The organism is Mycolicibacterium novocastrense, assembly GCF_001499835.1.
In the GTDB taxonomy this organism is placed as follows: domain Bacteria; phylum Actinomycetota; class Actinomycetes; order Mycobacteriales; family Mycobacteriaceae; genus Mycobacterium; species Mycobacterium novocastrense.
The window spans coordinates 1-24,412 of record NZ_LQIH01000015.1 but is presented as its reverse complement, the minus strand read 5'-3'; the positions used below and the strand labels follow the sequence as shown (position 1 = coordinate 24,412).

Genomic DNA, 24,412 nt, shown 5'->3' with positions numbered 1-24,412 from the left:
GTCATGGGCTGTGTCATCAGGGAAGACCGGCCAATCCCTCGAGCATGCTGGTGACTCCGAAATCGGGACCGAAGTCCTGAATGGTGCCCGTGGTGCAGCCCAACTGCTTCATGCCCAGCAGGTTGCACACCTCCTTGGTGAACTGACCGTTGAGTTCGACCTTGTCGAGCACGGGGTGGGCCCGGATGGCGTCTTTCTCGTGGTCGATCATGTTGTAGACGTTGTCGAGCAGCATCGGCGCCACATCCAGCGACTCCGCGAGTTCGCGCCGGTACTCGGCGATGGCCTTGGTCGTCGTCTCCATTCCAGCGGTCGTCGTTTTCAGGGCGTCCCGGTTGTCCTCGATCAGATCGGCTGTCTCGGTGAGGATCTGGTTGATCTGCGCGCCGGTCGATCCACTGCCGAGCTGTTGAGCCGCCAGCACATCGCTGAGTTGGCGCATCGAGGAGCCGAAGTCGCGGATGGTCTGGTCGTTCTCGGCGGCCGCCGTCGTCAGGCGCTCGAGGTTGGTGACGATCTTGGTGATCGCGTCACCGGTCGGCGCCCCGCGCTCCTTGCTCATTTTCAGCGCCGTCGACAGCTCCCCCAGCGCCGACCGGATCTTGGTGCCGTTGCCCTCGGTCATCGCGGCGCTCACCGACAGCAGGTCGGCGACCGGTCCGGAGCCGTGACCGTCGCCCTGCAGCTGCACCGCGAGCTTGTCGATCATCGCCAGCACACGGTCGAATTCGACCGGCGTACGGGTGCGATCCAGCCCGAGGGTCTGTCCGTCGGTGAGTGTCGGGCCCTCCTCGTAAACGGGCGTGAACTCGACGTGCCTGTCGGTGAGGATGGAGGTGGAGACGGTCACCGCCTGCGCGTCGGCCGGGATCTTGACGCCGGGCTCGATGCGCATCGTCACCTCGACGTAGGCGCCTTTCGCCTCGATCTTCTCGACGGTGCCGACCGGCATACCGAGAATCGACACCGCGTTGCCCTCGTAAAGCCCACTCGCACTGTCGAACAGGCCGATGACCGTCATGTCCCGCTCGCCGAACGGATTGCTCGAACACCCGCAGGCGCCGCACACCATCGCCACAATCGCGATCAGTTTCACCAGTGCCCGGGAGGTCATTTGCAGTCCCCGAAGTAGGGCGGCAGGTTGAACTGCTTGGCGCGCCCGCTGATCGCGCACACGAATGTGTCGATCATGGTGCCGCCGGTCGAGGTGAAGTCGAACTCGTTGCCGTTGCCGGTGGCGTTGGCGAAGTTGCGGACGGTGACAGGCATCAGCTGCAGGGTGCTGCGCAGCAGCGCCTCGTTGCGCCCCACCGCGCCGAGCATGCCCTCGAGGTTGTGCAACAGTTCGTCGATGCGCTGCCGGTCACCGATCAGCACCGGCCGCAGCTGGTTCACCAACTTTGTGGTGGCATCGATCAACCGGACCACGAGTTCCTTGCGCGCCGCCAGATCGCCGAGCACCTCGCGGCCCTGGGTCATCAGCAGACCCAGGCTGCGCTGCTGGTTGCCGAGCAACTCGGCCACCTGCTCGGTGCTGCGCAGCAGGTCGTAGATCTGGTCACGGCGCGACGCGATCACCGATGAGAGGTGCTCGATGTTGTGCAGCGCCTGCGGAAGCACCTCGGGCGCACCCTCCAACTGCGTCGACAGCGTCGTCATCGACTGCGCGATCTTCTCGGCGTCGACGGCCTCGAAGGTCGTGGTGGCGTCCTGCAGGGCGGATTGGAGGTCGTAGGGAACCTCGGTGTTGGCCATCGGAATGCGCCTGTCCGACAGTGGCTTCGAACCCGCCGGCTGCACGTCGACGTATCGGGCACCGAGGAGCGTGGTGAGCTTGATCGAGGCGCGGGTGGCCGAGCCAATCGGTATGTCGTCGTCGATCTCGAGGCCGACGGACACATGGTCACGCGAGAGCCGCATGCTCGTCACGCGACCGACGCGCACACCGGCCACGGTCACCTGGTCGCCCACACTCAAACCCGCCGCCTGGGCGAATTCGGCGGTGTAGACGTCCTTGCCCAACCCGAGCCTGCCGAGGCCGAGCGCCCCGCCCAGGGCCAGCGCGATGACCAGAACCGAGATCAGGCCGAGCTGCAGCTTGCTGTAGGACCGGACGGACCGAAGCCACAACCGTTTTCCGGTCGGCTTCTCCTGGAGCTCCGTCATGGTGTCACCGACACTTCTGGCTGTAGGTCAGACGGTCTTCGGGCGTACCCTCCCGCACGATCGCGTTGATCAGGCTGTCGATGCGCGGGAACTGGCTGACGGTGAGGTTGCACGCGTACACGTCGAGGTACGCCCCGCCCTGACTGAACCTGGCCAGCCCCTTGAGCATCAAGGGCGTGTTGAAGGCCATATAGGCGAATCCCTGTTTGTCCTCCATGAAGTGTTTGGCGAAACCCGGCTCGCGGGCCAGCCATTCCCGCATGTCCGGTTGCACGTCGGTGATGACGTTGGCCAACCGTTCGCCCACGATCGACACCTGGTCCATCGAGTCGACGAATTCGGCACGGCGCGCGGCGAATCCGTTGAACGTCGTCTCCGCCGAATCGATGGTATCGTTCAACGCGCCACCGTGGTCGGCCAACGAGGCCACGACCTTGTTCAGATGGATCAGCACGCCGTCGAGGATCGCGTCGGTGCCCGAGTACGACTCCGCGAGACGGGTCGTCTCGGAGATCATGGTCGCGATCGCGCCGGTGTCGCCCTGCAGCGACCGGACGATGGCGGTCGTGAGATTGTCGACCTGGTCGGGGTTGAGCAGCGCGAACAGCGGCTCGAACCCGTTGAGCAGCCGCGAGATGTCGAACGAGGGCTCCGTGCGCTCGACGGGGATCACCGCACCGGCGGGCAGCACCCGCGGGTCACCGTAGTCGGCCAACGACAGGCCGAGATAGCGCTGGCCGATGATGTTCTGGTAGACGATCGCGGCCTTGGTGTTTCCGTAGAGCACCTGTTCCGACTGCACCTGGAACTGCACCCGCGCATCGGTTCCGTCGAGCGCGATGTCGTCGACGCGGCCCACCTTGACCCCCGCCATCCGCACCTCGTCACCGACCTTGAGCCCGGACACGTCGGTGAAGATCGCGTTGTACGAATGGGTTTGGCCGTCCACCTCACGCTTCAAGGTGACGAACACCGTCCAGATCAAGGCCAGGCAGACGACGAGGAATATGCACAGCCCGGTCAGCGGGCGGATGTGCCTTCTCAACGGGGTCCTGACGGGTGGGCCGGTCGACGTCACGGGCCGTTGCTCCCTTCTGCACCGGTGGGCCCGGGAAGCGCGGCCTCCGCGGGCAGAGGCGGTCCCGGTGGCGGTGCGGCAGCGTGCGCCGACGGATCCGGGACGATCTGCACGGTGTTGCCCCGAGCAACAGGGCCGAACAGCAACTCCGCGGCGGCATTCGGTTCTGGCCCGAGCAGTTCGCTCAGCTGCGCGCGTTCTTCGGGGCTGCCGACCGAACCCACATTGCCCCCGGGCGGTTGGTAGTTGCGCGGGTCGAGTTGCCGGGGCAGCACCGGCGGGTCGGCGGTCAGTGGAGCGGTGCGACAGCTCGGTCCCTCGAGTGCGCCGTAGCGCGGGCAGTCCTGACGGGTGTACATCCGGTTCGGCGTGAGAACCAGCATGAACTTTCCGACCGCCATGTTCTTGTCCTCATGCCACACGTGGTCGAAGAAGCGGTTGGTGACGTCGTTGATCCGGGTGACGATCGGCGCGAAAGCGCCCGCACCGTCCGCCATTACGCCCATCACCGGGGACAGTTGGGTGGTGATCACGATCATCCGGTCGGTGTTGTTCTCGAAGGCGGTGCCCACTTCACCGAATGTCGTGTGTCCGGCCGACAAGAAATGGGCAAGGTCCTGACGCTTCTCGGCGAAGGTGCGCATGGGCACCACCGCACTGTGCACGGCGTCCAGCAGGTCCGGTGAGCTGGTCTGAAGGCCGGCCAGCGCCTCGGACAAGACCGAGAGCGTGGCCTCGGTGCCGTCGTCGGCCATCACGCGGTTGAGTTCGTCGACGATGCGGTTGGCCCCGCTGCCCGCCCGTTCGAGTTCGTCACCCCGACCGCTGGTGGCCTCGGCGACGGCGGCCAGCACGCCGACGGTGTCGCTGGACCCCGGCCGGCCCGCGGCGGCGAGCACCTCACGCAGCTTCGACAGCGCGGTCTGGAACTGGACGGTGGCCAGGCTGTCGTCCTGGCGGATCTGCGCGCCAGATCGCAAGGCAGGACCGGATCCGTTGTCCACCAGCTGAATCGACGACACCGCGAATACGTTGCCCGGAACGACACGCGCGGTGACCGTGGCGGGAATCGCGTGCGCGAAGTGGGGGTCCAGGCTCAGGTCGACCTCGTTGTCACCACCGTCGATGCTCGGTGTGACGCCTTCGACGGTGCCGACCAGGGCGCCGCGGAACTTGACGTCGGAGCCGTTCGGCAGCCCGTCTCCGACGTTGGCCAGCAAAGCGACCACTTCGACCCGGTTCGAGAACACCCCTTCGGACTTGGCGATCGCCGCGGCCGCCAACAGGACCGTGCCGAGCAGCAGCGCGACCCCGCGCAGCAGCAGCCGAGCGTCGGATACGGGTTTCGCCGCCGATTCGAAGCTCTGTGTCATCGTCAGCCTCCGAGCCTTGCGCCGGAGCCGATTCCCCACAGCCCGATGGTGAGAAGGAGATTGGCGATGATCATGACCGAGATGCTCGCCCGCATCGCGCGGCCGGCGGCGATACCGACCCCTTGTGGCCCACCAGCGGCGAAATAGCCGTAGTAGCACTGGATTGTGGATGTGATGATCACGAAGACGATCGCCTTGATCACCGAGTACACGATGTCCTGGCCGGTGAGTACCAGCCGGAAGTAGTGCTCGAAGGACCCCGCCGACAAGCCGCCCGCGAATGTCACGATGCTCTGCACCGCCGCGTAGTTCACCACCAGGCACAGGATGTAGAGCGGGATGATCGCCACCACCGAGGCAAGAAGCCGGGTGCTGACCAGGTACGGCAGCGGACGGATCGCCAGCGACTCGATGGCGTCGATCTCCTCGGAGATCCGCATCGAGCCCAACTGCGCGGTGAACCGGCAGCCGGCCTGAGCGGCGAATGCCAGCGCGGCCATCACCGGCGCGAGCTCCCGGGTTGACACCGTCGAAGACAGCAGTCCCGCAGCGGGTTCCATGCCCAGCAGGTGCAGCGCTTGGTACCCCTCGATCCCCACGATCGCGCCAGCCGTCGCCCCGAGAAGGATGATCACCCATGCGGTGCCGCCACCGACGACGATCGATCCGTTACCCCACGTGACGTCGGACAGGATGGTGAGGAACGCCTTGCGATACCGGGTGACCGCCAGCGGGAATCCGGCGACCGCGCGGCTGAAGAAGGTCAGCATGTGGCCCAGCCGGACACCGAGGCCGGCCACCGATGTCGACGCGGTGAGGATCGGGCGAACACCCTTGGGGTAGTAAGGCGCCGCCATCAGAGCGCTGCCTTGGGGAACAGCAGCACGTACATCTGGGTGAACACCACGTTGGTGATCATCAGCAGGAGGATGGAGGCCACCACGGTGGCGTTGACCGAGTTCGCCACGCCCGCCGGTCCACCCTTGGTGGTAAGTCCCTTGTCGCAGGCGACGATTGCCACGATGGCGGCGAACACGACTGCCTTGATCAGGGTGAGGATGAGGTCGCCGACCGTCGCGAACGACGCGAAGGTCATCACGAAGCTACCCGGAGCACCGTTCTGGGCGAAGGTGTTGAACAGATAGCCGGCGAGGAAACCGATGAAGCACACCAGTCCGGTCAGTGCGACACCGACGACGATGGCCGCCGCCAACCGGGGGACGACCAGCCTGCGTACCGCCGAGATACCCAGTACCTCAAGGGCGTCGACCTCTTCACGGATGGTGCGCGATCCGAGGTCCGCACAGATCGCCGAGCCCACAGCGGACGCCATCAGCAGTGCGGCCACCAGCGGCGCGCCCTGACGGATCACCGCGAGTCCGCTGGCGGCGCCGGCCAGCGAGGTGGCGCCGACCTGCCCGGCCAACAGGGCGAACTGGATCTGCAGCGTCACCCCGATCGGGATTGCCACGCACATGGTGGGCAACATCGCCGTCGACGCCATGAACGCGGCCTGCTCGACGAACTCCCAGAACGGGAACCGCCACCTGACGATGTCGACGATCAGGTACCGGATTGCCTGCAGGCCGAGGATGCACTGACTGCCAACGGTATTCAGCGCCGCGACGGGGTGGCGCTGGACATAGCCGCGCCCCCAGTCGCCGACCTCGCCAAGCGGGCTGGGGTACACCTGACGTGGCGTACTCATTCCGCAGTCATCCCGCACTCACGAGCCGTCAGCCACGTGGTAGTCCGAGCGCCCGCTCTGCAATGACGTTACGCAAAACCTCGTTGGTCCCTCCGGCGATGGTGAACGCCCTCCCGTAGAGAAACGCATCTTGCCACCAACCACCGTCGCGCACATGCGGATCCGTCTCGATTCGAACGCCGTCGTGGCCCTGCAGCTGAAGACCGTATTCGTGCAGCGCAAGGTTGATCTGACTGAAGAGGATCTTCGACACCGGCGCGTCAGCGAGGTCGGCGCCGCCGTGCAGCGCCCTGCTCTCGTTGTATGCCGCGACCAACGAGTTGACGTGGACGTCGGCGACGAAGCCTCCGATCGCCTGACGCACGTCCCGGCGGTCGAGCGCCGAGCCGGCCGTGCCACCGTCCTCGGAGCCGGAGCCGTCGGGCAGCGCGCCCGCCAACCGCACGAGCCGCTGCAGCGCACCGAACAGCGAAGCACCGCTGCCCGCACCCGCACGCTCGTGCACCAGGCTGGCCGTGGTCACGGCCCAGCCCTGATCGACTTCGCCGATCACGTGCTCGGCCGGAACGCGCACCCCGTCCAGGAAGACCTCGTTGAAGTCCGCCGTCCCGGTGATCTCGCGCAGCGGCCGCACCGTGACTCCCGGCAGCGACATGTCCAGAGCGAAGGCCGTGATGCCCGCGTGCTTGGGGACCTCAGTATTGGTGCGGGCCAGCAAATAGCCCCAGTCGGCGTGCTGGCCATTGGTGGTCCACACCTTCTGGCCGTCGATGACGAACACGTCCCCGTCGCGACGTGCGCGGGTGCGCAGGCCCGCGAGGTCGCTGCCGGCATCCGGCTCGCTGAACAGCTGACACCAGATGTGCTCCCCGGACCGGATGCGTGGCAGAAAGTAGTCCTTTTGCTCGGCGGACCCTGAGGCGATGATCGCCGCGGCAGCCAACATCCCGCCACCCACCGGGCCGGGCGCGTTCACACGGATCAGCTCGTCGATCACGACCGACTCGTGCAGCGGATGCGCGTCGGGCAGTCCACCGTATTCGACCGGCCAATTCACGCCGAGCATTTGCTCGGAGAACAGCCGCGCGGTCCATTCCCGGAGTTTCGGGACGTCGTGCGCTTCCGGAGCCCGAACGCCGGTTCGACCATGTCGAGGCGGTTGACAGCTGGCGGCCAAGGCACGCACCCGCTCGCGCAACAAGTCGAGGTGCGTGTCCTGTTCGAGGTGCAATTCAACCCCTCTCCATCGAATGGTCGAACCAGCAATCGAGCTTAATCAGTATCCTGTATCTTGTGAAGGCTTTTCCGGATCCGGTCCTTCCGTCACCGATCAGAGCCAAGGAGACACCGTGAATTTCGACCTCACCGACGAGCAACGGGGGCTGATCGAGGTCACCCGCGAGTTGTTGGAGCGGCAGTCGTCGGTGGAGGCGGCCCGGGCGTTGATCGATGGGCCGGCGGGATACGACCAGCAGTTGTGGCATAAGGGAGCCGAGCTGGGCTGGCCCGCCTTGGCCATTCCCGAGGCAGACGGGGGGCTGGGTCAGCAGGTCATCGAATGGGCTTTGGTCGCAGTCGAATTGGGTCGCGGACTGGCGAGTACACCCTTCCTGCCGACCGCCGTGGTGGCAGACGCGGTCACCCGCTCGACCGTGGAGGGCCGAGCGGAGCTGCTGTCGGCGCTGGCCTCCGGTACGCAGACGGCGACCTGGGCGTTCGCCGAGGTGGGACGACCCTGGTCGGTGGCGGGAATCCAGACCACCGCCACACGGGACGGTTCCGGGTACGTGCTCAACGGCGCGAAGGCATCGGTGCAGGACGCCGATTCGGCGGCGACGCTTCTGGTCGACGCCGTGCTCGACGGACGTCCGGCGCGCTTCCTGGTACCCGCCGAGGCAACCGGTGTGAAGATCGAGCGCCAGCACACGCTCGACGTGACCCGCCGATTCTGCGACGTCGTGTTTGACGGGGTGACGCTGGAGGGCACGGCGGTGCTTGCCGAGGGGGCCGCCGCCGAGGAGTCCATCGCCCGCTCCGGCCAGCTTGCAGCGGTGCTGACCTGCGCCGAACTGGTCGGAATCGGCGAGCGACTGCTCGAGGTCACGGTGGCCTATGTCAAGGAACGGGTTCAGTTCGGCCGGGCGGTCGGCAGCTTCCAGGCCGTCAAACACAAGTGCGCGGACATGCGGATCTGGAGTCAATCCTGCGCCGCGGCAACGTACTTCGCCGCCATGACCCTCGACAGCGAACACCACGACAGCGCCCACGCCGCCAGCGTGGCCAAGGCGTACGTCTCCGACGCGGTCAACAGGCTCGCCGGCGAGGCGTTGCAGCTGCACGGCGGTATCGGTTTCACCTGGGAGCACGACCTGCACCTGTACCTGCGCCGGGCCCGGGTGGGCGCCGCGCTCTACGGCGACGCCGACCACCACCGCGAGCAGCTGTTCCGGGCGCAGGCCCTCGCCTCCGCCTGACGACTTCCTCAGTTCTCCCAACTCAGCTGCAGCGAGTCCAGCCCGAATACCTGCCCCGCGTGCTCGACGGGTGGTGCCGTGACCCGGTAGTCCGGGATGCGCGCATGCCACTCCTCGAGAAACACGGTCATCTCCTGGCGCGCCAGGTGCGAACCCAGGCAGCGGTGCGGACCGGCGCCGAACGAGATGTGCCGCGTGATGCCGCGATCCAGATCGACCTCGCGGGCCCGGGGGAACACCGTCTCGTCCCGTCCCGCGGCCGCGAGCGGAAACGAGGCCATGTCGCCGGCCTTGACCGGACATCCGTGAAAATCGATGTCCTGGGTCGCCTTTCGGGCGGTCTGCACGATCGGATAGACCCGGAGCAACTCCTCGATGGCCCGCGGGATGAGATCGGGTTCGGCCGTGATGCGAGCGCGGTCCGCGGGATGGGTGGCCAGGTGCAGCATCGCGTACGACAGCTGGCTCGCCACGGTGTCCAGGCCCGCCATGAACAACAGCAGCAAGCAGTTCAGCAGGTCGCCGTCGCTGACCGGCTCACCGTCGATCGTCCATCCGAGGGCGGCCGTGACGATATCGTGGGCATCGGGATCCGCGTCGGTACGGCGCTGGTCGATCAGCGTCTGGAAATAGCCCACCACCTGCGTCATGCCCTCCAGTCGGATCGCCATGGCTTCGTCGCCGGTGCCCGACTGGTGAAGCATCTTGTCTTCCCAGTCGAGGAACTCGTCCAGTCGCTCGATCGGCATGCCCATGATGTCGAGGAAGATGTGCGAAGGAAACACCCTGGCCACCTGCTTGACGAACTCGCAGGAGCCGTTGACCGAGACCTGCTCCACGAGTTCGGCTGCGAGCCTGCGATGTTCGTCGCGCAGACCCTTCACCCGGCCCGGCGAGAAGTACTCGGCGAGCACCTGTCGCCATTTGGCGTGCTGCGGCGGGTCGACCATCACCGGGATCCACCGATAGGGCGGGTCGGGATCGGTCGGCACGATGACGCTGCTCGACCACATCTCCGGATGTTGCAGGCCTTCGAGGATGGCGGCGTAGTCGGTGAACATCCAATAGCCGGCTTCGCCCTCGGTGTTGCGGAACACCGGACGCATCCGGTCTTGGCGAGAATCGATGTTCGCGAAACCCGTCAACGCCGGTCCGGCGAGAGCCGCCAGCTCGAACGTGTCCACCGGGCATTGTCCAACCCGCTGTTGAGCCGTCACATCGTCAACCTCTCATCAGCGAACTTCGCTTCCTTTGTCCACCAGCTGATTTCGCTACTCGGCACACATGCGATGACGTCGGACGGGACTGCGGCCAGACGGCGCACCCGCGGTCGGAACGTCCGTCGTCATTCGCAGTTCCTTGGCTTCTTACGGAGGGATACGCAGGACGCCTGGACCGTATCAACAGTCGTGCGGCGGCGAGGCGCCTTGAGAGATTCAGCAGACACGGTCACGACGGGGACCGCCCGAACTCACGTGACGGACGTACCCACCAACAGTCCGACGACATAGGTCGCGGCGATCGCCATCGTCCCGAATGCCAGCTGACGTAGTGAGGCGAACCATATCGGTCGCCCGGTGAAACGCGCGGCCACACCCCCCGCGACGAGCAGGCCCACGCCACCACACGCCAGCCCTGCCCACAGCGAGTGGAAGCCGAGCAGGTACGGGATCAGCGGGATGATCGCGCCGAGCGTGAACATCAGGAACGACGACCCACCCGCGACCCACGGCGAAGGTTTCTCCCGGGGGTCGACGCCGAGCTCCTGGACCAGGTGGAAGTTCAGGGCCCGGTTCTCGTCGCGATGGACCTCGTCGGTGGCCTTGAGCGCGGTATCGCGGGTCATGCCCATGTCCATCAGCATCGCCACCAGTTCCGCCCTCTCGGCCTGCGGGTGCTTGCGAAAGGCTCGTCGCTCGACCAGTACCTCGGATTCGATCTGTTCGTTGGCGGTGGTCACCGAGGTGTACTCCCCCAGCGCCATCGAGAACGCGCCTGCCAACAGCCCCGCGACGCCGCTGATGACGACGGTGTCGGGGTCGGCCGCTGCGGCGACCCCCGCGATGAGCGCGGTGTTGCTGACCAGACCGTCCATCGCCCCGAAGGTGGCCGCGCGCAACCAGCCGCCGGTCACATCGGCGTGGCGGTGCGTCGAGGTGTGCGGCACTCCGGTCGGGGCGGACATGAGGATGATTCAACGCCACGGATTTCGCCTGGTCCAGTGAGGATTGCCTGGGTTTAGCACATCACAGTTTGCAGGAGCGCGCGGACGGCTACGGTCGAGTCATGACCACCACTGCGGAACATCTGCGCAACGCGCTCGACGGCCGTTGGCGCGATGTGAAGAACCGGATGCGCGAGGAGCTCTCCAACGAGATCTTCCGACCGCACTACACCCCCAACACCGTCATCGCCCGTACGAAGGTGGCGGAACAGCTCAAGATCATGGCGGCCATGGGGGCCGCCGAGGACGGCTTCAAGAAGGAGCACGGCGGCAACGGCGACGTCGGTGCGGCCGTCACCCAGATCGAGATGCTGGCGATGAGCGATTTGTCGCTGATGGTGAAAGCCGGTGTGCAGTGGGGGCTGTTCGGCGGGGCCATCGAGAACCTCGGCACCGAGCGACACCACGAGAAGTACGTCAAGCCGATCATCGACTGCGAGCTCCTGGGCTGCTACGCGATGACCGAGACCGGTCACGGCAGCAATGTGCAGGCCTTGGAGACCACCGCCACGTACGATCCGGCCACCGAGGAGTTCGTCGTCGACTCCCCCACACCGACCGCGCGCAAGGACTACATCGGCGGGGCCGCCGAGACCGCCCGCATCGCCGCCGTTTTCGCCCAGCTGATCACTCCCGACGGGCAGGGCCACGGTGTGCACTGTGTGCTGGTGCCGATCCGCGACGAGGACGGCAACGACCTTCCCGGGGTGACGACGTCGGACTGCCACTACAAGGGCGGTCTGCCCGGCGTCGACAACGGCCGGATCCAGTTCGACCAGGTCCGCGTCCCGCGGGAGAACCTGCTCAACAGGTACGGCGACGTCGCGCCCGACGGCACCTACAGTTCACCGATCGAGAGCCCCGGCCGCCGCTTCTTCACCATGCTCGGCACGCTGGTGCGGGGCCGGGTCACGGTGGGCGGCAGCGCGGCGGCCGCGGCCCGCGTCGCACTCGACATCGCCACGCGATACGGCTTGCAGCGCAGGCAATTCGAGGCGCCGGGCGAGGACCACGAGGTGGTCATCATGGACTACCTGGTGCATCAGCGCCGGCTGCTGCCGCTGATCGCCGAATCGTATGCGCTGCAGTTCGCGCAGAACGAACTCGTCGCCAAATGCCATGACCTGCAGAGCGCCGAGGATCCCGACCCGGAGGAGCAGCGTGAGCTCGAGGGCCGCGCGGCCGGGCTGAAGGCCGCCAACACGTGGCACGCCACCCGCGCGATCCAGGAGGCCCGCGAGGCCTGCGGCGGTGCGGGCTACATGGCCGAGAACCGCCTGATCGCATTGAAAGCCGACACCGACGTGTTCACCACCTTCGAGGGCGACAACCACGTCCTGACGCAATTGGTGGCCAAGCAGCTGCTCACCGCGTACGCCGACGACGTCAAGAGCATGAGCCCGGTCGAATGGGTGCGGTTCGCCGCGAACTTCGCCGGTGAACGGGTGCTCAAACGCACTGCGGCCGAGACGATCATGCAGACGATCCTCGACACCCGGCAGGACAACGAGGAGGAAGGCAGCCTGTTCAACCGCGGCACGCAGGTCAAGATGTTCGAGGACCGCGAGGAATACATGCTGTCCACGGTGGCGCGCCGGCTACAGGGCAAGTCGAAGGAGATGAGCGAGTTCGACGCCTTCAACGCGGTGCAGGACCACGTGCTGCACTGCGCCCAGGCCCACATCGACCGGGTGATCTTGGAAGCCTTCGTCGCCGGCATCGATGCGTGCGAGGACGAAGAGGCGCGCAAGATCCTGAACATGGTGTGCGATCTGTACGCGCTGTCGGTGATCGAAAAGGACCGAGCGTGGTTCATCGAGCACAGGTTCATCTCGACCGAACGCGCGAAGGCCGTCACCCGTGGCGTCAACGAACGCTGCCGGACGCTGCGCCCGTACGCCGAACTTCTCGTCGACGGCTTCGGCATCCCCGAACAGTTGCGTTACGCGGAGATGCTGCATCCCGAGCGCATCCCCGACGCCGACGAGCACACCGAGCAGAACGCGATCAGTTCGGGCACGATCGAACCGAAGTAGTTCTTGGGATCGGTAGCCGCTCTCACGGTCTGTACTTGATCGCACCTCACGACGAAGGAAGCGATCATGAAACAACTTTCGCGATTCGCCGCAGCAGCGGCGGTATCCGGCGGTCTTGCGCTGGCCGGATTGGGATTGGCGAGCGGCGCCGGTGCCGACTACTACTGGTTCAGCTGGTGCCCCGGCCAGAGTCCGCCCTCGGCAGCGTCGGACCGCAACCTGGACTGGGATTGGAACGTCTGCCACCAGTACCGGTATCAGGGCAACGATCTCATCGATGAGAGCGGTCGCCTCTATCCGGCGCCGCCGCCGGCGCCCGGTGCCATCTGCGGTAGGGACCTGTTCACCGGGACGCCCATCTACTGCGGTGCCTGACGGCCGATCAGCTCCGCGTCCATAGGCAGTCACCGCTCAGTTCGATGAGAAACATCCTCGGCGGTATGTCGAACTGTAGCGGTTGGCCAGGCTTCCCTTCGACGATCGTCGGTGTGCTGAGTTCGCCGGGGCTGACGACCACCTGCTGCTGGGCGCGGCACGTCGTGCTCGAGTCCTGCGGTTTCCCAACCCATTTGCCCGCTGCCATGTCCGGATTGCGCATGCCCTGTCCGTGCAGTTTCAACGGAGCTGCCTGGCTCACCCAGCGGTCGGCGGGCGGCTGCGGACCGGTGACGTCCTGCCACGCGCCGCCCCGGCACACCGAAACGGTGTCCGTACCCGGCGACTGCGTCCTGGCGCCCTCGAGATCGGCGGTGCACTGACCGGTTTGCGGCGGCGGTCCGGGTGGCGGAGCGGGCTCTGCGCACGCGACCGGCGCACCGACGAGTGCGACCAGCATGCCGAGCAGTGCCGCCCTCAACACGTCACACCTTGCTCAGGTCGGTCTTCATCATCACCACGTTGTAGGAGTCCCACACCGACAGGTTCCAGTACAGATCCGTGCCGGTGCCCTGGGTCGACGGCGACCAGGGATGCATCATCGGGGCGTAGATGCCGCCGGGCTGCTGGTTCATCAACACCTTCGGACCCGACCATGCGCCCTGCGGGGTGTCCGACGTCCGCATCACGATGTTGTTGAACTGGTCGCCGTGCAGGGCGACGTACTTGTTCAGCTGTTTGTTGTACTGCACCGACATTTCGCTGACCTGGTTGCCGGCGTAGGTGGCGCCGCAGGCACCTTGCTCGACTCCGAAGATATATGTGGCCGCGGCGGGGTTGCCCTTGACCCAGCCGGCCGGAGCTCCTCCCCAGGCGCTGCTGCCGTTCCAGTACTCGTACTTGCTTAAATCCAGAATGTCCTGCTCGGGTACCCGCGCCAGGTATGCCGCGCCCTGACGGCCATTGGGAGTTCCGTACGCGTAGACGTATCCGTCGCCGGGCCGGACGAAGGCCATCTGCTGGAAGTTCTGGTTGCCGCTCCACGGCTGGTTGTAGCGAACGGTTTCCGGTGCGACATGGAAGGTTTCGCCGTTGTCGTCGGACCAGGCGATCGCCGAGTAGTTCGTCGTCCAGGTACCGGGTGCGCCCCACTGGGTCACCGACATGAAACTCACGTATTGGATCGCTCCGAATTTGGAGCCTTCCACGGGCACCGAGATCCCCGCCGTCGGAATCAGGGTGATCCCGGCGGGCAGGCCCTCGGGGAAGATGACCTGCCTGGCGCGAGTCGGGTAACCGTCGGGGCCCAACGGCGCGCCGCCGAACATGTTGCCGTTGTACCACTCGCCGTCGGGGATCTCCATGCCGTTGGCGAGGTACCAGTCGGAGGTCCGCATGATGGTGTTGGACCGCCAGTCCACCGTCATGTTCTGGTCGAAGAACGTGTCGCCGAACGCGATCAGGACCTGATGTTCGTTCTCCGGAGTGTTGGGGTCGTCCTCGATTCCGTTGTCCCACATGATGCCGAGGTCAGTACCACCGACCGAGAACCGGTCGACGGTGTTGGCCATGAGCGGATTGCCCGGGTACGACCACGGGCCCGTGACCCAGGAGACGAACTGCGTCGACGGGCTCACCTGCGTGTTGGGGAACGGCGAGTACAGCGGAGTGAAGGGTTCGGCGGCCGTCAGCGCCATCCTGGCCATCGGGTCCGCCACCATCAGCGTCGGGGTCATCGCTGTCGGTGTGGTGGTCGGCCGTCCCGTCAGCGCCGCAAAGAAGTTCTCGAACTCCCGACGCGCGAAGGCGAGCAGGCCCCAGATCAGCGGTGGCTGCGCGGGTGACGTCGGCGCCGTGCCGGCCAGCGGGTTGAGAATCCAGTTGATCGTGTTGGTGACCAGATTCGTCACCGCGGTGAAGAGGTTGGCAGGAGCCGCGGGCGTCACGGTCGTCGGCTGGTAGGCGAGCATCAACGGCGACGCATTGTTCATCGCCGTCGTCGCCAATGACCGTGCATCGGCGAACATGACGTACTTCGGCGGTTCCTGGAGCGTCGCGGCGGGGTCGGAAAGCGACTGCATTGCAGCCGTGTCGGTCGTGGTGCCCGCGTCCTGCGTGGAGGTGTTCGACGTTGCGTCGGGTTTCGGCTGCGACGACGGGTCCGCTTCGCCGGTTTTGGAATCCTTACCGGGCTCGGTGGTCGCCTTCGGCTCGGCGGAGGGTGTTGGGTCCGGCGTCGGTGTCTGTGTCGGGGTCGGTGTTGGCGTCGGCTCGGCGGTTGGCGTCGGCTCCGCGGTTGGCGTCGCTTTCGGCTCCGGGGTTGCAGTCGCGGTGGGGGTGGGCACGGCGATTGCCGTGGGACACGGTTTCGCGGTGGCCGACACCACCGACTCGCAATCGGACAAGTCTTCTAATTCGGAGTCGGCGAGCAGCACCAGTGGTGGCACGGGGACTGCGACCGGGTCCGCGACGTCGGGTACCGGTGTTGCGACGTCGACGACGGGTTCGACGTCGACAACGGGGTCGACGTCGACGTCCACCTCGACCTCGGATGGAACCGGCAACGACAACGACGATGACGACGACAAAGGCGACGGCGAGGGGTCCGACTCGGCGACGTACCTTGCTGCGCCCATGCTTGCCCTCCGAAGAAAATCCCCCGCCCCGTGCAGCAATGTAATAGCAGTTACGGGGGCGTACAGCAAAACCGGCAGATGTCCCATTCGCAACAACTGTCAGTGCAGTCATCGCCGGGTAGGGGTTTTGCGTTACCGGCCGTTCGAGGAGCTATCGCCTAAGGGGTCAGCAGGCCGGCCTTGCGTAGCGCTTTCTCGTACAGATTGAACGCGTCACCGAGGCCGTCGTTGACCCATGCGTCGACCATGCCGACGCTGTCGGCCACCAGCTGAACCTGAGTCACGAATTGCTGAAAGTCCTCGGTCCGGCGCAACGCGTCGATCTGCTCCTGCGAGCCCTGGATCAAGACGAACCCGCCGAGCTCCATGTTCTGAGGGCGCAGGACGGCGACGTCGTAGCGCTCGATCGCCTCGTCGCGCAGAAGCTGGGCACCGTAGCCCTCGAGGGACTCCCGGAAAAGTTCGAGTGCTTGCACTTCGCGTCCGCGCGTGGGGATGCCCCACGCGATCCAGATGCCTGCATCAGCCATCCGCCCATCATGCGCTGCGCGAGGTGCGATGGGTTGGCCCGACACGGTGGGGAACCCCGAAAGTGGTGATGTTGCTCCCCCGGCTGGACTCGAACCAGCAACCCTTCGGTTAACAGCCGAATGCTCTGCCAATTGAGCTACAGGGGACTGCTCTCCCGCCGGCACGCTGTGTGCGGGACGGGGGTTGACTCTAGCGTACGTGTCGGCGGCGTCGCCAATACGCCGCCACCCCTCGCGCTCTCAGGTGCGTGAGGCAGGATGGAACGCAACACACCGTTTCTGGAAGGGACCCTGTGATCGGGTATTTCGTCGTATTGGGTGTCGGCTATGTACTGGGCTCGAAGGCCGGCCGCCGCCGATATGAGCAGATCGCCGGCACCTACAAGGCGGTCACCGAGAGCCCCGCGGCAAAAGCCGTGCTCGACGCCGGACGACGCAAGATCGCCGACCGGGTGTCACCGGACCCACCGATGATCACGTTGACCGAGATCGACAACGGAACCGAGATCATCGGCCCCGAGACTGCGCAGGTGAGAAAGGTCCGTTAGCGGTACGGATCGGTGATCGTCTGGCCCGGGACCAACGGGCCCGTGTTGACGCCGGTCTGCCCCTGATTCAGGCCGATATCGGGTGTGCCGACGTTGATGCCGTTGCCGTTGGAGACGCCGAGGCAGCGGCCGTCCTCCTTGTTCCCGAACCACGCCAGGCACTGGCTGAGCGGCGGGGCTGCATCGGATTCGGACAGCACGGAGGCGGCGAGCGGCGCCGCGACCGCGGTCACCGCGAACGCGCCTGCAGCGACGAAGCGTCGCACCCGGTTGTTGGTCGATGTCACGTCCACGCCTTCCTGACCGTTCCCACGGTTTATAGCGCGCCCACCATATCGCGTTACCGGGGGCTACGCAGAGATGTCGTCTCCGCTGGCCTGCTCGAGAAGGCTGCGCCGATAGGCCTCCATTGCGACCAGGTCCCCGAACAATGCGTGGTACTCGTCGCCCTGCTCGACCGGTGACATGCGCTGGAGTTTGGACTTGACCTCGGCGATCTGCCGCCCCACCCAGACTTCCTGCAACCGGGCCAGCACCCCGCCGATGTAGCGCGGCAACCGCTCGTCGTCGACGACGTTGATGGCTTCCACCCCGAGTTCGTTGACCAGGCTCGCCGCGGCGGGCGTCTCGGTGTGCGTGCGAACCGTCTCGATCCACTCCGCGCCGGACTGGCCGGTGGACGTGCCACCGGCGGCGTCGACGGCCGCGCGCACCGCGGCGTAACCCGGATGCGTGAAGCTCTCGACCGTCAGCGAATCGAACACCGGCCCCGCGAGCGCGGGATACTGCAGCGCGGCCTTGAGCGCCTCGCGCTGCGGCCACAGCGTCGGATCCGCGGGGTCGGGCCGCGAACCCGGGTCAGGAGTGCGTGACCTGCGTGGCTGCGCCTGCTCGCTTGCGGCGCGCCTGCGACCGGCGCGTTCGGGCATCCCCCGCTTCTGGGCTTCCTCGCGCACCCGCGTGAGCACCTGCCCCTCGTCGGCCCAGCCGACCCATCCCGACAGTCGGCGCGCGTACTCGTCGCGCAGCATCGGCTCTTTGATGCGGGCCACCATCGGCACGCACCTGCGCAACGCGGCGACCCGACCCTCGGCGCTGTCGAGGTCGTGTTCGGCCAGCGCGGTGCGAATCGCGAACTCGAACAACGGTGTTCGACGTGCCACCAGGTCGCGCAGCGCACCGTCGCCGAAGTGAAGCCGGATGTCACACGGGTCCATCCCGGCCAACTTGTCTTCGGAGGCCACCGCGACGAACGACTGGCCCGCCAGGTTCTGTTCACCCTCGAATGCCTTGATCGCCGCGGCACGGCCCGCCGCGTCGCCGTCGAAAACGTAGATCAACTCGCCGCGAAAGAAGTTGTCGTCCATCATGAGTCGGCGCAACATCGACAAATGCTCGTCGCCGAACGCCGTTCCGCACGACGCGACCGCGGTCGTCACCCCGGCCAGATGCATCGCCATCACATCGGTGTATCCCTCGACCACCACGGCCTGATGCCCCTTGGCGATGTCGCGTTTGGCCAGGTCCAACCCGAACAGCACCGACGATTTCTTGTACAGAACGGTTTCGGGTGTGTTGACGTACTTGGCCTCCATCGGGTCGTCGTCGAAGATCCGGCGCGCGCCGAAACCGATCACCTCGCCGCCGCTGGCCCTGATCGGCCACAGCAGCCGGCGGTGGAAGCGGTCCATCGGGCCGCGTTTGCCTTCCCGGGACAGGCCTGCCGACTCGAGCTCCTTGAACTCAAAACCCTTGCGCAGCAGGTGCTTTGTCAACGTGTCCCAGCCTGACGGCGCGAAGCCGCAGCCGAACCGGTTGGCCGCCTGGCCGTCGAAGTTGCGCTCGATCAGATACTGCCGCGCCGGTGCGGCCTCGTCGGACTCCAGCGCCGCCGCATAGAACTCCTGTGCTGCCGCGTTGGCGGCCAGCAACCTGCTGCGGCTGCCGCGGTCGCGCTGCACGTTGGTGGTGGAGGCGCCGGTGTAGGTGATCGTGTAGCCGACGCGGTCGGCGAGCAGCTCGACCGACTCGACGAAGTTGACGTGCTCGATCTTCTGCACGAACGCGTAGACGTCGCCACCCTCGCCGCAGCCGAAACAGTGGAAGTGGCCATGATTGGGCCGCACGTGAAACGACGGCGACTTCTCGTCATGGAACGGGCACAGCCCCTTCAGCGAGTCCGCGCCCGCGCGCCGCAACTGCACATAGTCGCCGACGACGTCCTCGATGCGGACTTGGTCGCGGATGGCCGCGATATCGCGATCAGGAATGCGGCCGGCCACCGGGCCAGTCTAGAGCGCCCCGCGCGGATGCCTAGGCGGGTTCCAACCGCTCGAGACGGCCCTCGGTGAAGGACGCGACCTGGTCGATGATCACCCGCAGGCGGGCGCCGTCGTCACCGGCGGCGTGGAAAGCCGGTACGAAGATCGGGTCGAGCGTTGCCGGTGCGCCGGCGGCGACCCACGCCACCACGCGGTGTACGCGTTCGCGCTGCCGGGCCTGCAATTCCAGATGCCGGGGATCCGACATGATGAACTGCAGCGCCAGGATCTTGAGCACGGCCACCTCGGCCCGCACCAGCTCCGGGACGCGCAGATCGGCCTGGTAGCGGACCAGGGGTCCCCGGCCGGATTCCTCGCGGGTCGCCGCAATGGCCGCGGACGCGAACCGGCCGACGAGCTCGCTGGTCAGTTTCTTGAGCGCGACGGATGCGGCCAGCGTGCCGTCGTACTTACCCACAGCGGCCACGACCGGCAGGTTAGACAGCCGCGATGCGGCGGCCACCAGGTCGTCGGACCGCAGCCCGGCACCCATCCCGCTCGACTCCCCCAACCGGCCCAGTTCCGCCGCCGCGTCCGTGTCGGCCAGCACCCGCATGTCGATGCGACCGGAGACCACCCCGTCCTCGACATCGTGCACCGAGTAGGCGACGTCGTCGGCCCAGTCCATGACCTGGGCCTCCAGGCAGGGTTTCTCCGCGGGCGCATCGGCGCGCACCCAGTCGGCCACCGGCAGGTCGTCCTCGTAGAAACCGAACTTGGCGGGTCGGCTTCCGCGTCGCCACGGATACTTGGTGACGGCGTCCAGCGCGGCCCGGGTGAGGTTCAGCCCAGCGCTACCGCCTTCTGCGTCAAGGGTTTTCGGCTCGAGGCGGGTCAGGATTCGGAAATTCTGTGCGTTGCCCTCGAAGCCGCCGCAGTCGGCGGCGATCTCATTGAGGGCGCGCTCGCCGTTGTGGCCGTAGGGCGGGTGACCGATGTCGTGGGCCAGGCCGGCGAGGTCGACGAGGTCGGGGTCGCAGCCCAGGCCGATCGCCATACCGCGGCCGATCTGGGCGACCTCCAGCGAATGGGTCAGCCGGGTGCGCGGCGTTTCACCCTGGCGCGGCCCGACCACCTGCGTCTTGTCGGCCAACCGGCGAAGGGCCGCACAGTGCAGCACCCGCGCCCGGTCACGCGCGAAATCGGTGCGGTGTTCGGCGTCGGTACCGGGCAGCGCAGCACTCTTGGGCGATTCGACCACCCATCGCCGGCGGTCGAACTCGTCGTAGGGATCTGCGTTGCCTGTCACCGACGGATAGTCTGCCAGCACCAACCGGCCCCACCGTGTCGCGCACTAGATTGGCGGGCATGCGCCTCGTCCGCTTGCTGACCCTCGTGCTCGCCTTGCTCACCGCCGGCGCGCTCATCGCGCCGACGGCGGCTGCCGAGCCACCGTTTCGACTGCCGGGCTACGTCACCGACAACGCGGGCGTTCTCGACAGCGCCGGCCGGGCGGAGGTGACCTCGGCGGTCGACTCGCTCTACAACAGCCGCAGGACCCGGTTGTGGGTCGTCTACGTCGACTCGTTCTCCGGTCAGTCGGCCGAGACGTGGGCGCGCAACACCATGCGCATCAGCGACTTGGGTTCCTATGACGCGCTGTTGGCGGTGGCCACGGTCGACCGTTCGTACGCCTTCCTGGTGCCCGACAGCGCAACGGAGTTGAGCTCGAGCCGGGTGGACAGCGTGCGGCGCAACGACGTCGAACCCGCGCTGCGCAGCGGTGACTGGGCCGGAGCGGCGGTCGCGGCCGCGGACGGGCTCGCCCGATCGGGCAGCTCGGGTTCGAGTCTGAGCTGGGTCGGATTGCTCATCGCCCTGGGAGTGATCGCGTTCGCGGTGGTGGTGCTGATGATCTGGCGGCGTCGGCGCCGGCGCAAGCGCCGGGAGGCCGAATTCGCCGCTGCGCGCAGAGTCGACCCGAGTGACCCACAGGCCCTGGCGGCGGTGTCGCTGGACGCGCTCGACGACCTGTCGCGGGCGATGGTGGTCGAGGTGGACAACGCGGTGCGAACCAGCGACCACGAACTCGAGTTGGCGGTCGAGGAGTTCGGCACTGCACGGACCGAGCCGTTCACGCGGGCGGTCACCAACGCGAAAACCACGCTCGCTCAAGCATTCAACGTCCGGCAGATCCTCGACGACGCCATCCCCGAAACCCCGGCTCAGCGGCGCGACCTGCTGACCCGTGTGGTCGTCGCGGCGGCCAAGGCCGACCGGGAGCTGGACGCGCAGCGCGACGCGTTCACCGAGCTGCGGAACCTGGTGATCAACGCTCCGTCGAAACTGGACTCGATGACGCAGCGCGTCGTCGACATCACCGCCCGGCTCGAGCCGTCGCGTCAGAAACTCGCCGAACTGCACAGCGAATTCGACCCGACGGCGTTGAGTTCGGTGGCCGGAAACGTCGACGCGGCCAAGGAGCTCCTCGACTTCGCCGATGAGAGCATCAGCCGCGGGCGCGACCTTGCCGCACGCCCGGTGCCGGGCCGCCAGAGTGAGCTCGTCGAATGTGTCCGTGCGGCGGAGTCGGCGCTGGCGCAGGCGCGCGGACTGCTCGACGCGGTGGACAGCGCCGCCAGTGACATCCGCCGCGCCGCTGCCACGTTGCCCGCCGCGATCGAGGACATCCAGAACGGCATCAAGCAGGCCGGCGCCCTGCTGCAGCAGGGAAACGTGCCGCAGGCAGCGCAGTTGGCCGAGGCGCGTGACGCGGCAGCGGCCGCCGTCGCCGCCGCGCAGCGCTCGAAAGCCGCTGACCCGCTGGGGACTTTCACCGAACTGACGAAGGCCGACGCGGATCTCGATCGGCTGCTGGCCGCCGTCGAGCAGGAGCGGGAGGCCGCCGAACGCCTCAACCGGGCGCTGGACGAGGCGCTGTTCACGGCGCGGTCGCGGGTGCGGTCGGTGTCGGACTTCATCGACACCCGTCGCGGCATCGTCGGTCCCGAGGCCCGGACCCGGCTGGCCGAGGCCGTCCGTCAGATCGGCGCGGCCGAAGAGAGGCGGGCCACCGATCCGGCCGAGGCCATCAAGCACGCCAACGGCGCGGCGATGCTCGCCTCACAGGCGCAGAACCTGGCCAACGCCGACGTGCAGAACGCGCAGAGTTCGTACATGGGACCGTTCGGGGGTGGCCGCGGTGGTGGCGGCAACATGGGCGCGATCATCGGCGGCATTCTCATCGGCAACATCCTCAGCGGAGGCATGCGCGGCGGGTTCGGCGGGTTCGGCGGCGGCGGGTTCAGCCCCGGTTCGTTCGGCGGCTCCGGTGGCGGAGGCGGGATGTTCGGCGGCGGCGGCCGCTTCTAGGTCGCCCGGGGCGCGCGAGCGACCGCGACGTGTCACAGTTTCGCGGCGTGTTGCGGACGAACACGGGCGCTCGCGGCAGTGGGCCTAGCAGCCCTTGAGGCGGGCGGCGAGGTAGTCGCTGACGTTGTCGAGCGACACCCGGTCCTGCGTCATCGCGTCGCGCTCGCGGACGGTGACGGCGTGATCCTCGAGCGTGTCGAAGTCGACCGTCACGCAGAAGGGAGTGCCGATCTCGTCCTGGCGACGGTAGCGCCGCCCGATCGCGCCCGCGTCGTCGAACTCCACGTTCCAGCACTTGCGCAGTTCCGCGGCGAGGTCACGCGCCTTCGGTGAGAGCGCCTCGTTTCGCGACAGCGGCAGCACCGCGGCCTTGACCGGCGCGAGTCGCGGATCCAGTCGCAGCACAGTGCGCTTGTCGACGCCGCCCTTGGCGTTGGGCGCCTCGTCCTCGGCGTAGGCGTCGACCAGGAACGCCATGAACGACCGCGTCAGCCCGGCCGCCGGCTCGATCACATAGGGAACGTAGCGGGTGTCGTTGGCCTGGTCGTAGTAGGACAGGTCGGCACCGGAATGCTTTGAGTGCGTGGACAAGTCGAAATCGGTGCGGTTCGCGACGCCCTCGAGCTCACCCCACGGGTTGCCCTGGAACCCGAACTTGTACTCGATGTCGACGGTGCGGTCGGAGTAGTGCGACAACTTCTCCTTCGGATGCTCGTAGAGCCGGAGGTTGTCGCGGTCGATGCCCAGTTCGACGTACCACTGCAGCCGCTCGTCGATCCAGTACTGGTGCCATTCGCGTGCGGTCGACGGCTCGACGAAGAACTCCATCTCCATCTGCTCGAACTCGCGGGTCCGGAAGATGAAGTTGCCCGGGGTGATCTCGTTGCGGAAGCTCTTGCCGGTCTGCGCGATGCCGAACGGGGGCTTCTTACGTTGCGTGGTCACCACATTGGTGAAGTTGACGAAGATGCCCTGCGCGGTCTCCGGCCGCAGATAGTGCAGGCCTTCCTCGGTCTCGATCGGACCGAGATAGGTCTTGAGCATCATGTTGAAGTCGCGCGGTTCGGTCCACTGGCCCTTGGTCCCGCAGTCCGGGCAGGCGATCTCGCTCATCGCCACGGATTCGGGATCCTCGATCTTCTTCTTCTCGGCGTAGTTCTCCTGCAGGTGATCCTGTCGGTGCCGCTTGTGGCAGTTCAGGCACTCGACGAGCGGATCGTTGAACACGTCGACGTGCCCGGACGCCACCCACACCTCACGGGGCAGGATGATCGACGAGTCCAGGCCCACAACGTCGTCGCGGCTGGTCACCACCGACCGCCACCACTGGCGCTTGATGTTCTCCTTGAGTTCGACGCCGAGCGGGCCGTAGTCCCACGCCGACTTGGTGCCGCCGTAGATCTCCCCCGCCTGGTAGACCAAACCGCGCCGCTTGGCCAGGTTCGCAACGGTGTCGATGATCGAGGAAGAGTGAGCCACGACTGCATAGCCTAGCGACCCCCTCACCGCCGCCGAGCGACCGCATTTGGACGGCGACACGCCGTGATTTCGCGCACAGACACCTTCGTAAGTGGTGTTTGTCAATGGTGGTTGGGGTGGCCTGCCCTGGTCCTGGTCTCAACGTAGTGCGT

21 protein-coding genes and 1 tRNA gene are annotated in these 24,412 nt (G+C 66.7%); 5 read left to right on the top strand and 17 right to left on the bottom strand.

What is annotated here, in order from left to right; translation table 11 throughout:
- Positions 1 to 16: 16 nt before the first annotated feature.
- The 7 genes from AU072_RS13345 to AU072_RS13315 are packed head-to-tail and all read right to left on the bottom strand — an operon-like array spanning position 17 to position 7,556.
- The gene (locus tag AU072_RS13345) at positions 17 to 1,114 is read right to left on the bottom strand and encodes an MCE family protein (protein ID WP_064414213.1); all 1,098 of its coding nucleotides are present in this window, start codon (positions 1,112 to 1,114) and stop codon (positions 17 to 19) included.
- Positions 1,111 to 2,166: an MCE family protein gene (locus AU072_RS13340; RefSeq protein WP_064414212.1), complete on the bottom strand. Its 1,056-nt coding sequence runs from the start codon at positions 2,164 to 2,166 to the stop codon at positions 1,111 to 1,113. Before AU072_RS13340 ends, AU072_RS13345 begins: the two co-directional genes overlap by 4 nt.
- A gap of 4 nt (positions 2,167 to 2,170) precedes the next feature.
- The gene (locus AU072_RS13335; protein WP_082680869.1) at positions 2,171 to 3,244 is read right to left on the bottom strand and encodes an MlaD family protein; all 1,074 of its coding nucleotides are present in this window, start codon (positions 3,242 to 3,244) and stop codon (positions 2,171 to 2,173) included.
- Positions 3,241 to 4,617 carry an MlaD family protein gene (locus AU072_RS13330; RefSeq protein WP_064414210.1) on the bottom strand — a complete coding sequence of 459 codons (1,377 nt, stop codon included), beginning with the start codon at positions 4,615 to 4,617 and terminating at the stop codon, positions 3,241 to 3,243. Before AU072_RS13330 ends, AU072_RS13335 begins: the two co-directional genes overlap by 4 nt.
- A gap of 2 nt (positions 4,618 to 4,619) precedes the next feature.
- A complete protein-coding gene (locus tag AU072_RS13325) occupies positions 4,620 to 5,474 on the bottom strand; it encodes an ABC transporter permease (protein WP_064347644.1) in 855 nt (284 codons plus the stop codon).
- Positions 5,474 to 6,325, bottom strand: a complete 852-nt coding sequence (locus AU072_RS13320) for an MlaE family ABC transporter permease (RefSeq protein WP_064414209.1) — start codon at positions 6,323 to 6,325, stop codon at positions 5,474 to 5,476. Before AU072_RS13320 ends, AU072_RS13325 begins: the two co-directional genes overlap by 1 nt.
- Before the next feature lie 28 nt (positions 6,326 to 6,353).
- Complete coding sequence (locus tag AU072_RS13315) at positions 6,354 to 7,556, bottom strand: acyl-CoA dehydrogenase family protein (protein ID WP_064414208.1); 1,203 nt, start codon at positions 7,554 to 7,556, stop codon at positions 6,354 to 6,356.
- A 118-nt stretch (positions 7,557 to 7,674) separates the two neighbouring features.
- On the opposite strand from AU072_RS13315, the gene AU072_RS13310 reads away from it, so the two are divergent.
- Positions 7,675 to 8,799: an acyl-CoA dehydrogenase family protein gene (locus tag AU072_RS13310; RefSeq protein ID WP_064414207.1), complete on the top strand. Its 1,125-nt coding sequence runs from the start codon at positions 7,675 to 7,677 to the stop codon at positions 8,797 to 8,799.
- A gap of 8 nt (positions 8,800 to 8,807) precedes the next feature.
- Here the strand turns inward: AU072_RS13310 and AU072_RS13305 are convergent, their stop codons facing one another.
- On the bottom strand, positions 8,808 to 9,983 hold the full coding sequence (locus tag AU072_RS13305; RefSeq protein ID WP_064414206.1) for a cytochrome P450: 1,176 nt from the start codon (positions 9,981 to 9,983) through the stop codon (positions 8,808 to 8,810).
- Positions 9,984 to 10,270: 287 nt separating this feature from the next.
- Positions 10,271 to 10,984, bottom strand: a complete 714-nt coding sequence (locus tag AU072_RS13300) for a VIT1/CCC1 transporter family protein (protein ID WP_064414205.1) — start codon at positions 10,982 to 10,984, stop codon at positions 10,271 to 10,273.
- Between the two features lie 101 nt (positions 10,985 to 11,085).
- Here AU072_RS13300 and AU072_RS13295 point away from each other — a divergent pair, with 101 nt between their 5' ends.
- Together AU072_RS13295 and AU072_RS13290 are read left to right on the top strand one after the other, a co-directional pair.
- Entirely contained in the window at positions 11,086 to 13,059 is a 1,974-nt protein-coding gene (locus tag AU072_RS13295; RefSeq protein WP_064414204.1) for an acyl-CoA dehydrogenase family protein, read from the top strand.
- A 66-nt stretch (positions 13,060 to 13,125) separates the two neighbouring features.
- Positions 13,126 to 13,434, top strand: a complete 309-nt coding sequence (locus AU072_RS13290) for a hypothetical protein (RefSeq protein WP_064414203.1) — start codon at positions 13,126 to 13,128, stop codon at positions 13,432 to 13,434.
- Positions 13,435 to 13,441: 7 nt separating this feature from the next.
- Here the strand turns inward: AU072_RS13290 and AU072_RS13285 are convergent, their stop codons facing one another.
- The 4 genes from AU072_RS13285 to AU072_RS13270 form a co-directional block, all read right to left on the bottom strand.
- Positions 13,442 to 13,918, bottom strand: coding sequence for a hypothetical protein (locus tag AU072_RS13285; RefSeq protein ID WP_064414202.1), 477 nt, complete (start codon positions 13,916 to 13,918; stop codon positions 13,442 to 13,444).
- 1 nt (position 13,919) lies between these two features.
- On the bottom strand, positions 13,920 to 16,070 hold the full coding sequence (locus AU072_RS13280; RefSeq protein ID WP_064414201.1) for a glycoside hydrolase family 183 protein: 2,151 nt from the start codon (positions 16,068 to 16,070) through the stop codon (positions 13,920 to 13,922).
- A 158-nt stretch (positions 16,071 to 16,228) separates the two neighbouring features.
- On the bottom strand, positions 16,229 to 16,600 hold the full coding sequence (locus tag AU072_RS13275) for a hypothetical protein (protein WP_064414200.1): 372 nt from the start codon (positions 16,598 to 16,600) through the stop codon (positions 16,229 to 16,231).
- Between the two features lie 74 nt (positions 16,601 to 16,674).
- Positions 16,675 to 16,747 (bottom strand) — tRNA-Asn (locus tag AU072_RS13270).
- Between the two features lie 146 nt (positions 16,748 to 16,893).
- Here AU072_RS13270 and AU072_RS13265 point away from each other — a divergent pair.
- Positions 16,894 to 17,148 (top strand): hypothetical protein, encoded by a 255-nt coding sequence (locus AU072_RS13265; RefSeq protein ID WP_064347626.1) that lies wholly within the window; start codon positions 16,894 to 16,896, stop codon positions 17,146 to 17,148.
- Here AU072_RS13265 and AU072_RS13260 read toward each other — a convergent pair.
- The 3 genes from AU072_RS13260 to AU072_RS13250 form a co-directional block, all read right to left on the bottom strand.
- On the bottom strand, positions 17,145 to 17,435 hold the full coding sequence (locus AU072_RS13260; RefSeq protein ID WP_328586869.1) for a DUF7155 family protein: 291 nt from the start codon (positions 17,433 to 17,435) through the stop codon (positions 17,145 to 17,147). The two genes, AU072_RS13265 and AU072_RS13260, sit on opposite strands and share 4 nt — an antisense overlap.
- A 63-nt stretch (positions 17,436 to 17,498) precedes the next feature.
- A complete protein-coding gene (dnaG, locus tag AU072_RS13255; protein WP_064414198.1) occupies positions 17,499 to 19,430 on the bottom strand; it encodes a DNA primase in 1,932 nt (643 codons plus the stop codon).
- Between the two features lie 31 nt (positions 19,431 to 19,461).
- Positions 19,462 to 20,718 carry a deoxyguanosinetriphosphate triphosphohydrolase gene (locus AU072_RS13250; protein ID WP_064414258.1) on the bottom strand — a complete coding sequence of 419 codons (1,257 nt, stop codon included), beginning with the start codon at positions 20,716 to 20,718 and terminating at the stop codon, positions 19,462 to 19,464.
- Between the two features lie 59 nt (positions 20,719 to 20,777).
- On the opposite strand from AU072_RS13250, the gene AU072_RS13245 reads away from it, so the two are divergent.
- Complete coding sequence (locus tag AU072_RS13245; RefSeq protein WP_064414197.1) at positions 20,778 to 22,781, top strand: TPM domain-containing protein; 2,004 nt, start codon at positions 20,778 to 20,780, stop codon at positions 22,779 to 22,781.
- An 84-nt stretch (positions 22,782 to 22,865) separates the two neighbouring features.
- Here AU072_RS13245 and AU072_RS13240 read toward each other — a convergent pair whose 3' ends face one another.
- Positions 22,866 to 24,260: a glycine--tRNA ligase gene (locus tag AU072_RS13240; RefSeq protein ID WP_064414196.1), complete on the bottom strand. Its 1,395-nt coding sequence runs from the start codon at positions 24,258 to 24,260 to the stop codon at positions 22,866 to 22,868.
- Between the last annotated feature and the right edge of the window lie 152 nt (positions 24,261 to 24,412).

Excerpts from the sequence above, each read along its gene's own strand:
- AU072_RS13275 (WP_064414200.1), bottom strand. The coding sequence starts at position 16,600 with ATGGCTGATGCAGGCATCTGGATCGCGTGGGGCATCCCCACGCGCGGA.
- AU072_RS13295 (WP_064414204.1), top strand. The coding sequence starts at position 11,086 with ATGACCACCACTGCGGAACATCTGCGCAACGCGCTCGACGGCCGTTGG.
- AU072_RS13245 (WP_064414197.1), top strand. The coding sequence starts at position 20,778 with ATGCGCCTCGTCCGCTTGCTGACCCTCGTGCTCGCCTTGCTCACCGCC.
- AU072_RS13290 (WP_064414203.1), top strand. The coding sequence starts at position 13,126 with ATGAAACAACTTTCGCGATTCGCCGCAGCAGCGGCGGTATCCGGCGGT.
- AU072_RS13340 (WP_064414212.1), bottom strand. The coding sequence starts at position 2,166 with ATGACGGAGCTCCAGGAGAAGCCGACCGGAAAACGGTTGTGGCTTCGG.
- AU072_RS13320 (WP_064414209.1), bottom strand. The coding sequence starts at position 6,325 with ATGAGTACGCCACGTCAGGTGTACCCCAGCCCGCTTGGCGAGGTCGGC.
- AU072_RS13300 (WP_064414205.1), bottom strand. The coding sequence starts at position 10,984 with ATGTCCGCCCCGACCGGAGTGCCGCACACCTCGACGCACCGCCACGCC.
- AU072_RS13280 (WP_064414201.1), bottom strand. The coding sequence starts at position 16,070 with ATGGGCGCAGCAAGGTACGTCGCCGAGTCGGACCCCTCGCCGTCGCCT.
- AU072_RS13330 (WP_064414210.1), bottom strand. The coding sequence starts at position 4,617 with ATGACACAGAGCTTCGAATCGGCGGCGAAACCCGTATCCGACGCTCGG.
- AU072_RS13345 (WP_064414213.1), bottom strand. The coding sequence starts at position 1,114 with ATGACCTCCCGGGCACTGGTGAAACTGATCGCGATTGTGGCGATGGTG.
- AU072_RS13325 (WP_064347644.1), bottom strand. The coding sequence starts at position 5,474 with ATGGCGGCGCCTTACTACCCCAAGGGTGTTCGCCCGATCCTCACCGCG.